Source organism: Streptomyces sp. a15 (genome assembly GCF_059026085.1).
In genome coordinates this window covers 40,068-50,276 of sequence record NZ_JBWLKM010000064.1, presented here as the reverse complement: position 1 = coordinate 50,276, position 10,209 = coordinate 40,068, and the positions used below count along the sequence as shown (strand labels likewise).

Below are 10,209 nucleotides of genomic sequence, written 5' to 3'. Positions count from 1 at the left end.
GCTACCAGGTCACACCCCCAGCCACAGCCGCGGCTTGACATCAGCATTGGGAAGCACCTGGACGAGGTCTTCATCAAAATCAATGGGGAGCAGAAGTACCTGTGGCGAGCTGTCGACCAAGACGGCAACGTCCTGGACATCCTCGTGCAGGACCGCCGGGACAAGGCCGCGGCCAAGCGCTTCCTGCACCGCCTCCTGAAGAAGACCCGCACGGTGCCGCGGGTGCTCATCACCGACAAGCTCCGCTCCTACGGCGCGGCCCACCGCGAGGTCATGTCCTCCGTCGAGCACCGTCAGTCGAAGTACCTCAACAACCGGGCGGAGAACAGCCACCAGCCCACCGGGCAACGCGAACGCGCGATGAAAGGCTTCCGCTCCGTGGGCGGAGCACAACGGTTTCTGTCCGCGTTCAGCGGCCTCTCACCCCACTTCCGACCCCACCGCCACCTGCTCACCGCCCCCGACTACCGAGCCGAGATGACCGTCCGCTTCGCGATCTGGGAGCAGATCACCGGCGTCGCCGGCCTACCCACCGCGCCGTGAGCACCCAGCCCGAACCCGACTCCACCACGCCCCGGCACACCGTCCGACACCCCCACACCCAACAACAACGTGACAACGCCGATCCCTTCGATGAATCGCCGCATGGCGCAGCGGTGCGACTCGCACGCGCCCGTTGGCGTCCGCACACGTGACCCCGCGCCCGGTCAGCGTCGATACTTCCGAGAGCAAGCATCTGGAACTGTCAACCCGTGCGTCAACCGCATCTGACATCCCGTCATCAAAGTCAGCATTGAGTCAGCATCACCCCCGCCGGGGCCCGCCCCCGACCGCCATGGACCGCCAAGATCGACAACTGCCGTAACTCACTCTGACCAGCAAAGACACAGGCCAGAGACTCATCTGCTAATCTCCCCAGGAGGTACCCATGAGGATGCTCATCAACGTCCCCGAGACCGTGGTCACCGATGCGCTGCGTGGCCTGGCGGTCGCCCACCCCGAGTTGACCGTCGATGTCGAGAACCGGGTGATCGTACGGCGGGACGCTCCCGTGGCCGGGAAGGTCGCCCTGGTCTCCGGCGGGGGTTCGGGGCACGAGCCGCTGCACGGTGGGTTCGTGGGGCCCGGGATGCTCTCGGCGGCCTGCCCGGGTGAGGTGTTCACCTCGCCGGTGCCGGATCAGATGGTGCGGGCGGCGGCGGCCGTGGACAGTGGTGCGGGGGTGCTGTTCATCGTGAAGAACTACACGGGGGACGTGCTCAACTTCGACATGGCGGCCGAACTCGCCGAGGACGAGGGCATCCAGGTCGCCAGGGTGCTGGTCGACGACGACGTGGCGGTCACCGACAGTCTCTACACGGCCGGGCGGCGCGGCACGGGTGCGACGCTGTTCGTGGAGAAGATCGCGGGCGCGGCGGCCGACGAGGGGCAGCCCTTGGAGCGGGTGGAGGCGGTGGCCCGGCAGGTCAACGAGAACTCCCGCAGCTTCGGAGTCGCGCTCAGCGCGGTCACCACGCCGGCCAAGGGCAGCCCGACCTTCGATCTGCCGCCGGGCGAGCTGGAGTTGGGCATCGGCATCCACGGCGAGCCCGGCCGGGAGCGGCGGGCGATGATGACCTCGCGGGAGATCGCCGACTTCGCGGTCGGCGCGATCCTGGACGACATGACCCCGCGCAATCCCGTCCTCGTCCTGGTCAACGGCATGGGCGCGACCCCGCTGCTGGAGTTGTACGGATTCAACGCCGAGGTGCATCGGGTGCTCGCCGAGCGCGGTGTCGCCGTCGCCCGCACCCTGGTCGGCAACTACGTCACCTCCCTCGACATGGCCGGCGCCTCGGTCACCCTGTGCCAGATCGACGAGGAGCTGCTGCGTCTGTGGGACGCGCCGGTGAAGACGGCGGGGCTGCGCTGGGGAGTGTGAGCAGGACGCGGCTCAGGGGTCACAACGTACCGACCACGCAAGGAGATCCAGTGCTCGACGCCGATTTCTTCCGCCGTTGGATGACGGCGACCGCCGCCATGGTCGACCGCGAGGCGGACCGGCTCACCGCCCTCGACTCGCCGATCGGAGACGCCGATCACGGCAGCAATCTGCAGCGCGGGTTCACCGCGGTCACCGCGTCCCTGGAGAAGGAGGCGCCCGACACCCCGGGTGCGGTCCTCATGCTCGCCGGTCGCACGCTCATCTCGACCGTCGGCGGCGCGTCGGGACCGCTCTACGGCACGTTGCTGCGCCGCACCGGCAAGTCGCTCGGGGACGCCGGCGAGGTCAGTGAGGAGCAGTTCGCCGCGGCGTTGCGCGAGGGCGTGGACGCGGTCAGGACGCTCGGCGGTGCCGCGCCCGGCGACAAGACCATGATCGATGCCCTGGTGCCGGCCCTCGACGCGCTAGGCGACGGCTTCGCGGCGGCCCGGACGGCCGCCGAGGAAGGTGCCCTGGCGACCACGCCGTTGCAGGCCCGCAAGGGCCGGGCGAGTTACCTCGGGGAGCGCAGTATCGGGCACCAGGATCCCGGTGCCACGTCGGCGTCGCTGCTCGTCGCGGGACTTGTGGAGGCGGCCGGTGAGTGACGGGAAGCTGGTCGGGATCGTCCTGGTGTCGCACAGCGCGGCGGTCGCCGAGTCGGTGGCCGAGCTGGCCAAGGGGCTGGCGGGCGGCGGCACCGAGGTGCCCGTCGCGTCGGCGGGCGGCACCGAGGGCGGCGGGCTCGGCACGAGCGCGGAGCTGATCGCCGCCGCGGCCGGCGCCGTGGACCGGGGTGCCGGGGTGGCCGTCCTCACCGACCTCGGCAGCGCGGTCCTCACCGTGAAGGCGCTGCTGGCCGAGGGCGACGAACTCCCGGGCAACACCCGCCTGGTGGACGCCCCGTTCGTCGAAGGGGCGGTGGCCGCGGTCGTCACGGCGGCGACGGGAGCCGACCTCGCGGCGGTGGAGGCCGCGGCGGTGGAGGCGTACTCCTACCGAAAGGTATGACGCCCCCTCGGGCAGCTAGATGACCCCTTCCGCCGCGACGGCGAGGGCCGAGCGCAGGGTTGCCTCCAGCTCGGTCTCCGCCGTCGCGCGGTCGGGCGACGCGTCGGCGCTGCGCCAGGCGTAGTGCTCGACGGCGGCGCGCAGGGCGGCGTTGAACATCGCCGCGCGGATCGTCGGCCGCAGGTCCTCGGCGGGCAGCCCGACCCGGTCGGCCAGGGCGCGGGCGAACGCCGGCTCGGCCTCGTCGTACGTCTGGAGCCAGACGGCGCGCAGTCCCGGCTCGGTGCGGGTCAGCCGGACCAGCGCGCCGACGGTGGCCCGGTCGGGACCGCCGACGACACTGAGCCCTCTCGCGAGCGTCCGGTCGAAGAGCTGCCCCAGGGGCTGCCCCGGGGCCCAGTCACGCAGACAGGCGGCGATCACGTCGATGCCCTCCGAGAACAGCGGCCGTACGCAGCTCTCCTTGCTCGGGAAGTAGCGCCACACGGTCCGTGCCGAGACGCCGACCGCCTGTCCTATCTGCTCGCCGGTGGTCGCCGTGACGCCCTGGGCGACAAACAGGTCGACCGCGGCCCGGGCGATCTCCAGCCTGATCTCGGCCTTGCGCTCCTCGGTGAGGGGCGGTCGTCCCGTACGTCCGCGCAGTGCGGTCATCGAATTCCTCCGGCTGGGCGGCGATCATTCTCCCGGAATTCTCCATCAAGAGTTTATGTCACTCAAGGACATTAAGTCGTAAGGTGTGGGGATACCGGGCACCTCGCCTCCGGAGACACGGACAGGAGCACCTCATGGCCAGCGGACTCGACGGACACAGCGTCATCGTCACGGGAGCGGGATCGGGCATCGGTCGGGCGGCCGCCCTGGCCTTCGCCGCGGAGGGTGCGCGCGTGGTGGTGGCGGATCTCAACGCCGACGGCGCGGCGGCGGTCGTCAAGGAGATCGAGCAGGCGGGCGGGACCGCTGTCGCCGTGACCGGCGATCTGAGCGAGCAGGCCGTCGTCGACCAGGTGACCGCGACCGCCGTGGAGCGCTTCGGCGGGGTGGACGTCCTGGTGAACAACGCCGGGATCATGGACCGCATGTCGGCGCCGGCGGACGTGAGCGACGCGGAGTGGGAGCGGGTCATCCGGGTCAACCTCACCGCGCCGTTCCTGCTCACGCGGGCGGTGCTGCCGCACATGCTCGAGGCGGGCAGGGGCGCCATCGTGAACACCGCGTCCGAGGCGGGACTGCGCGGCAGTGCGGCGGGCGCCGCGTACACGGCCTCCAAGCACGGGGTGGTGGGGCTGACGAAGAACCTCGCGGTGATGTACCGCAAGCAGGGCATCCGGGCCAACGCCATCGCCCCGGGCGGTACGGCCACCTCCATCGTCGTGGACGCCGACCGGGAGGCGCACGGCCCGGCGGCGCTCGGACCGCACTTCGTCAACGTCGGCCGCGTCGCCCAGCCCGAGGAGCAGGCCGCCGCCATCGTGTTCCTCGCCTCGGACGCGGCGAGCAACATCAACGGCGTGGTCCTGCCGGTCGACGACGGCTGGTCGGCGGTCTGACGCAGGCCAGGCGTCGTCGACCGGCTCGCACCAACGGCCTTGCCGGGCAAGCCCGGCGGCTCTGCACCAACTGCCCTGCCAGCCGCGCTCAGCGGCTCTGCCCGAAGGGCCTTGCCAGGCGCTCAGCGACCCCGTACCACCTGCCACGCCAAGCGCTCAGCGACCCCATACCGCCTGCCACGCCAGGCGTTCCGCGGCCCCGTACCACCTGCCACGCCAGGTGTTCACCGGCTCCGCACGAACTGCCTCGCCAGCCGCTCCCCGACCATCACGGCGGCCGCATGGTCCTCGATGGGCGCCACCCGCGTGTCCTTGAAGACGATGTAGGTGACGCCGGAGGCCGTGCCGCCGCCGCGCGGGTCGGGGCGGATGCCGAGGGCCTCGGCGGTGGCGTAGGACGCCTCGCCGATGAGGTCGTGCGGGCCGACGTCGCCGACGACCGCGTACCGCACCCGGTCGCGGTGGACGACGGCCGCCACCGATCCGCCGAGCACACCGTCGTCGCCGTGGTCCCAGATGCGGCTCGGGCCGGGAACGACGACGTACGGGAGGCGTTCGGCGTCCAACTGGCGGCCGTCGGACTGCTGGTAGGCCGTGGTGCCCGAGAAGAGCGGGTCGGTGCGGTCGTTGCAGCGGCGGCCGGGGCGGCCGTCGCAGTCGATGTCCAGGTCGGCCTTCCAGAACACGGCGTCCCGGGTGCCGCAGACCGGGGTCGTCGCGGGCGCGCCGTCGTCGTTGCGGTACCGCCCGCGGGATACGGGGGCACAGTCACGCGCCTTGGCCAGCAGGTCGGCCGCACGGACGTCGGCCACGCGCCGCGGCACCGAATCCTGCCGGACGACCTGAGGCCCGGCGGCGGACGCGGCGACCGGCGTGATGCCGGGCGGTGTCGTCGGGGCGAGCAGGGCGGCTCCTGCCGCGGCCACGGTCAGCGACTGGGCACGCACGATAAGGGACCCTCTCCTGGGGGACAGGTGACGCACTCCCAGCCCAATCTGGCGCGGTACCAACCGTGCGGCCACCACTGGAGGGCCGGACGGTACACGTCCCCAGGTTCCCGACGGGGGGCGGGAGCCCGGGCCCGTGAGGGACTCCGGCCTCCCGGCCACCCGCGCCGGCGCGGGATCAGCGACGACAGCGGCCCGCGCGGCGGCGTGAACTCCCCATTCGTCCGGGTGAGTTCGGCCGCGAGGGATTCAGCATACGAAAGCCCGGACGGGCACCGACCCCATACCCCGACAACGGTCCTCGACCGGCAGGCACCACGGAACGCCCTCTTGATGTGATCGCGTCACCCGCGTCATATTGGTCCGGACCAATATGACGCGGGTCCTGAGGGAGGCAGTCGTGCGACGCGTTCCCGTCCCCGCTTCCCTGCCCCGCCGCCTCGCGCTCTGCGGAGCGCTCACTCTGATTGCCTCCTGCGGAGGGGGCGGGACGGACGACGGCCAGAGCGGCCGGCTCCCCGCCAAGCCGACGGGCGTCACCGCCACCGCGGGGAGCGCGACGAGCGTGCACGTCATGTGGAACGCGGTGTCCGCCGACATCGACGCCTACGAGGTGTATCGGGGCACCACCAAGGTCGAGGAGGTGCCGGGTTCGCGGCACATGGTGGATGTCACCAGGCTCAGCCCGTCCACCAGGTACGTCTTCACCGTGCGGGCACGCGACACCGGGGGACGCCTCGGGCCACCCAGCCGTGAGGTACGGGCGAAGACTCCGGCGGCCGTGGCGGCGGACCACTCGGCCCCGACCCGGCCGGGCAGGCTGCGCGGCCGAACGGCCGGAAGCCGGGCGGTCCAGCTGTCCTGGGACGCCTCGACGGACGACCGGGACGTGGCGTCGTACGACATCCACCAGGGCGCCACGAAGATCCACAGTGTGGGCGGCGACCAGAGGGCGGCCGTGGTCACGGGGCTGCGTCCGGGCACCCGCTACTCCTTCACCGTGCGGGCGAGGGACACGGCCGACAACCTCTCGCCGGCCGGCGGCCCCGTCCGCCTCACGACTCCGGGCACGGACGACGGACGCGACACCGCTCCCACCGGCTTCCGCGCGAGCACCCACCGCGCCGACGGGGCGTACCACCTCGACCTCGCCTGGATTCCGCCGCGCACGGACGGGGTGGTCACGGAGTACCAGGTCCACCTGGACGGCCGCCCGGCCACCTCGCTGGTGTTCGGCGGGACCGCGCCGCGCGACCGGGCGACGTACAGCTTCTACCTGGGACGGGACGCCGGGGTCACCCACCGGGTGCGGATCCGGGCGAAGCTGCCGGACGGCACCTGGGGCGGGTTCTCGACGGAGCGGACGGTGACCACGGGGGCGAGCCCGCAGCCGGAACGGCCCTGACGACCGCTCCCGCTTCCCCCGGACGACGGAATCCGTCACCTGCACGGGGGCCGTCCGCATGCGGGAATCGCCGGGTGCACGTTGGCTTCCCCTGAGGGCAGCACGGTCCTTCCCCGATCCTCGGCGGCGCAAGGGATGTACCGCCGACCGTGCCGCCGGAGGACAGGTCCATGCACACTACTCAGCTACTCCTCCGCTCCGGCCTGACCGTGGCAGCCGCCGCGCTGCCGCTCGCCCTGACCGCCACACCGGCCGCCGCCGTTTCGGGGATCTCCGTGAGCACCACCGGCTCCACGGTCTCCGTCACGACCAGCGCCTGCACCCAGGTCAACGGCAGCTGGGGCACCGCCTCGCTCCTGAACAGCAGTCAGGCGAACTTCTCCCAGGGCCGCCAGGTGGCGCTGTCCGGGACGAGCAACCTCCAGTCGGCGGCCTGGTCGAGCGTGAGCGCGGGTACCTACACCGTCATCGTCCAGTGCGCGAACAACACCACGGCGGGCACCCAGTCGGTCATCGTGACCCCCGTGTCCACTCCCACGGTCTCCCCCACGGCCTCGCCGTCGCGCGGCGTCATGGGCGGCATGGGCGGCACCACGAAGGACTACGGCACGCTCACCCTGGTGGCGGGCGGGACACTGGTGGGAGCGGGCGCCCTGGCCACCGCCTGGTTCCTGCGCCGCCGCTCGAAGCCGTACCGGCTCTAGCCGGGCCCTTCCTCGAGGACGGGCAGCTCTTCCAGGGCCTCGGTGAGCCACTGCGTCCAGAAGGTCTCCAGTTCGATGCCCGCGCGCAGGACCAGGTGCTGGAGCCTGGCCTGCGCGCTGTCGTTGCCGGGCGGGAAGTCGCGCTTCTCGATCTCCTTGTACTCGGCCAACTGCAGCCGGTGCAGATCCAGATGGCGGCGCAGGTCGGCCTCCAGGCCCGCGGTGCCGACGACGGCCGCGGCCCGCAGGCGCAGCAGGAGCGCGTCGCGGTGCGGCTTGGGGTCCTGCGCCGCGGCCGTCCAGCGCCGGAGTTCGGCGCGGCCCGCGGGCAGGACCTCGTAGCTCTTCTTCTGGCCGCGCGTCGGCTGCTCGGCGGGCAGCGCCCGGATGTGCCCCTCGGCCTCCAGTTTTCCCAGCTCGCGATAGATCTGCTGATGCGTCGCCGACCAGAAGTAGCCGATCGACCGGTCGAACCTGCGGGTCAGATCGAGGCCCGACGACGACGGCTTTTCGAGCAGAGCGGTGAGGATCGCGTGCGGGAGTGACATGGAGTCATCCTAGGGAGGCCGCCGTACGGCCCCTACAGTGTCGCCGCCAGCTCGGTGCCCTGCTTGATGGCCCGCTTGGCGTCCAGTTCGGCGGCGAGGTCGGCACCGCCGATGAGGTGGACGCTGCGGCCCTCGGCGAGCAGTGTCTCGTACAGGTCGCGGCGCGGATCCTGTCCCGTGCACAGCACGACGGTGTCGACCTCCAGGACCGTGCTCGCGTCACCGACGGTGACATGCAGGCCGGCGTCGTCGATCCGGTCGTAGCGCACACCGGGAACCATGGTGACGCCGCGGTGCTTGAGTTCGGTGCGGTGGATCCAGCCGGTGGTCTTGCCGAGGCCGGCGCCGACCTTGGTGGTCTTGCGCTGGAGGAGGTGGACGGTGCGCGGCGGGGCGGGGCGTTCGGGGGCCGCGAGTCCGCCGGGGGCCGCGTAGTCCATGTCGACGCCCCACTGGCGGAAGTACGTCGCCGGGTCCTCGCTCGCCTTGTCGCCGCCGTCGGTGAGGAACTCGGCGACGTCGAAGCCGATGCCGCCCGCGCCGAGGATCGCGACGCGGTCGCCGACGGGGGCGCCGTCGCGCAGGACGTCGAGGTAGCCGACGACGCTCGGATGGTCGACGCCGGGGATGTCGGGGGTGCGCGGGGTGACGCCGGTGGCGACCACGACCTCGTCGTAGTCGGCGAGGTCCTCGGCGGCCGCCCAGGTGTTGAGCCGTACGTCGACACCGTGGGCGTCGAGCTGGTGGCGGAAGTAGCGCAGGGTCTCGTCGAACTCCTGCTTGCCGGGGACCTTGCGGGCGACGTTGAGCTGGCCGCCGATCTCGCTCGCGGCGTCGAGGAGGGTCACCTCGTGGCCGCGCTCGGCCGCGCTGACGGCACAGGCGAGACCCGCCGGTCCTGCGCCCACCACGGCCACCCGCTTGCGCAGCCGGGTCGGGGAGAGGACCAGCTCGGTCTCGTGACAGGCGCGCGGATTGACCAGGCAGGAGGTGATCTGGCCGCTGAAGGTGTGGTCGAGGCAGGCCTGGTTGCAGCCGATGCAGGTGTTGATCGCCTCGGGGCGGCCGGCCGCGGCCTTGGCGACGAAGTCGGGGTCGGCGAGCATCGGCCGGGCCATGGACACCATGTCCGCGCAACCGGAGGCCAGCAACTCCTCAGCGAGTTCCGGGGTGTTGATGCGGTTGGTGGTGACGAGCGGGACGGACACCTCGCCCATGAGCCGCTTGGTCACCCAGGTGTAGGCGCCGCGCGGCACCGAGGTGGCGATGGTGGGGATACGGGCCTCGTGCCAGCCGATGCCGGTGTTGATGATCGTCGCCCCGGCGGCCTCGACGGCCTTGGCGAGCGTGATCACCTCGTCGAGGGTCGAGCCGCCCGGGACCAGGTCCAGCATGGACAGCCGGTAGATGATCACGAAGTCCTCGCCGACTGCCTCGCGCACCCGCCGGACGATCTCGACGGGGAAACGCATGCGGTTCTCGTACGAGCCGCCCCAGCGGTCGGTGCGGTGGTTGGTCTGCGCGGCGATGAACTCGTTGATCAGATAGCCCTCGGAGCCCATGATCTCCACGCCGTCGTACCCGGCCTGCCGGGCCAGGCGGGCGGCGCGCACGTAGTCGTCGATCGTCCGCTCGACGTCGGCGTCGGTGAGCTCGCGCGGCACGAAGGGGCTGATCGGCGCCTGGAGGGGGCTCGGGGCGACGAGGTCCCGGTGGTAGGCGTACCGGCCGAAGTGCAGGATCTGCATGGCGATCCGGCCGCCCTCGCGGTGCACGGCCTCGGTGACGGCCCGGTGCTGTTCGGCTTCGGCGTCGGTGGTGAGCTTCGCGCCGCCCTCGTACGGCCGTCCCTCGTCGTTGGGGGCGATGCCCCCGGTGACGATCAGCCCCACTCCCCCGCGTGCCCGGGTCGCGTAGAACTCCGCCATCCGCTCGAAGCCCCGCTCGGCCTCCTCGAGGCCGACGTGCATCGAGCCCATGAGGACGCGGTTGGGCAGCGTGGTGAAGCCCAGGTCGAGCGGGGTCAGCAGGTGCGGGTAACGGCTCATCGGGCCCTCCGTGCGCGGCGGTGTCGTACCCCC

The 10,209-nt window shown here is 71.8% G+C and carries 11 protein-coding genes; 7 read left to right on the top strand and 4 right to left on the bottom strand.

Features of this window, described 5'->3' with window-relative positions; all coding sequences use genetic code 11:
* From AC5P09_RS39005 to AC5P09_RS38990, 4 genes are all read left to right on the top strand, one after another.
* Positions 1 to 543 (top strand): IS6 family transposase (locus AC5P09_RS39005; protein WP_493878433.1); only part of this gene is annotated, 543 nt, incomplete at its 5' end.
* A gap of 385 nt (positions 544 to 928) precedes the next feature.
* Complete coding sequence (gene dhaK / locus AC5P09_RS39000; protein WP_307672755.1) at positions 929 to 1,921, top strand: dihydroxyacetone kinase subunit DhaK; 993 nt, start codon at positions 929 to 931, stop codon at positions 1,919 to 1,921.
* A gap of 50 nt (positions 1,922 to 1,971) precedes the next feature.
* On the top strand, positions 1,972 to 2,571 hold the full coding sequence (dhaL, locus tag AC5P09_RS38995; RefSeq protein WP_493878432.1) for a dihydroxyacetone kinase subunit DhaL: 600 nt from the start codon (positions 1,972 to 1,974) through the stop codon (positions 2,569 to 2,571).
* Entirely contained in the window at positions 2,564 to 2,974 is a 411-nt protein-coding gene (locus AC5P09_RS38990) for a PTS-dependent dihydroxyacetone kinase phosphotransferase subunit DhaM (RefSeq protein WP_493878431.1), read from the top strand. Before dhaL ends, AC5P09_RS38990 begins: the two co-directional genes overlap by 8 nt.
* Positions 2,975 to 2,989: 15 nt before the next feature.
* Here the strand turns inward: AC5P09_RS38990 and AC5P09_RS38985 are convergent, their stop codons facing one another.
* The gene (locus AC5P09_RS38985) at positions 2,990 to 3,628 is read right to left on the bottom strand and encodes a TetR/AcrR family transcriptional regulator (protein WP_493878430.1); all 639 of its coding nucleotides are present in this window, start codon (positions 3,626 to 3,628) and stop codon (positions 2,990 to 2,992) included.
* A 134-nt stretch (positions 3,629 to 3,762) separates the two neighbouring features.
* Here AC5P09_RS38985 and AC5P09_RS38980 point away from each other — a divergent pair, with 134 nt between their 5' ends.
* Positions 3,763 to 4,524, top strand: a complete 762-nt coding sequence (locus AC5P09_RS38980) for an SDR family NAD(P)-dependent oxidoreductase (RefSeq protein ID WP_493878429.1) — start codon at positions 3,763 to 3,765, stop codon at positions 4,522 to 4,524.
* A 224-nt stretch (positions 4,525 to 4,748) separates the two neighbouring features.
* On the opposite strand, the gene AC5P09_RS38975 is transcribed toward AC5P09_RS38980, so the two are convergent.
* Positions 4,749 to 5,471 (bottom strand): glycoside hydrolase family 75 protein, encoded by a 723-nt coding sequence (locus AC5P09_RS38975; protein ID WP_493878428.1) that lies wholly within the window; start codon positions 5,469 to 5,471, stop codon positions 4,749 to 4,751.
* Positions 5,472 to 5,871: 400 nt separating this feature from the next.
* On the opposite strand from AC5P09_RS38975, the gene AC5P09_RS38970 reads away from it, so the two are divergent.
* Both AC5P09_RS38970 and AC5P09_RS38965 read left to right on the top strand, forming a co-directional pair.
* The gene (locus AC5P09_RS38970; protein ID WP_493878427.1) at positions 5,872 to 6,876 is read left to right on the top strand and encodes a fibronectin type III domain-containing protein; all 1,005 of its coding nucleotides are present in this window, start codon (positions 5,872 to 5,874) and stop codon (positions 6,874 to 6,876) included.
* A gap of 170 nt (positions 6,877 to 7,046) precedes the next feature.
* Entirely contained in the window at positions 7,047 to 7,580 is a 534-nt protein-coding gene (locus AC5P09_RS38965) for a hypothetical protein (protein ID WP_307672762.1), read from the top strand.
* Here AC5P09_RS38965 and AC5P09_RS38960 read toward each other — a convergent pair.
* Both AC5P09_RS38960 and AC5P09_RS38955 read right to left on the bottom strand, forming a co-directional pair.
* Positions 7,577 to 8,128, bottom strand: a complete 552-nt coding sequence (locus AC5P09_RS38960; protein WP_493878426.1) for a PadR family transcriptional regulator — start codon at positions 8,126 to 8,128, stop codon at positions 7,577 to 7,579. The two genes, AC5P09_RS38965 and AC5P09_RS38960, sit on opposite strands and share 4 nt — an antisense overlap.
* Positions 8,129 to 8,160: 32 nt before the next feature.
* On the bottom strand, positions 8,161 to 10,176 hold the full coding sequence (locus tag AC5P09_RS38955; RefSeq protein ID WP_493878425.1) for an NADPH-dependent 2,4-dienoyl-CoA reductase: 2,016 nt from the start codon (positions 10,174 to 10,176) through the stop codon (positions 8,161 to 8,163).
* Positions 10,177 to 10,209 lie beyond the last annotated feature (33 nt).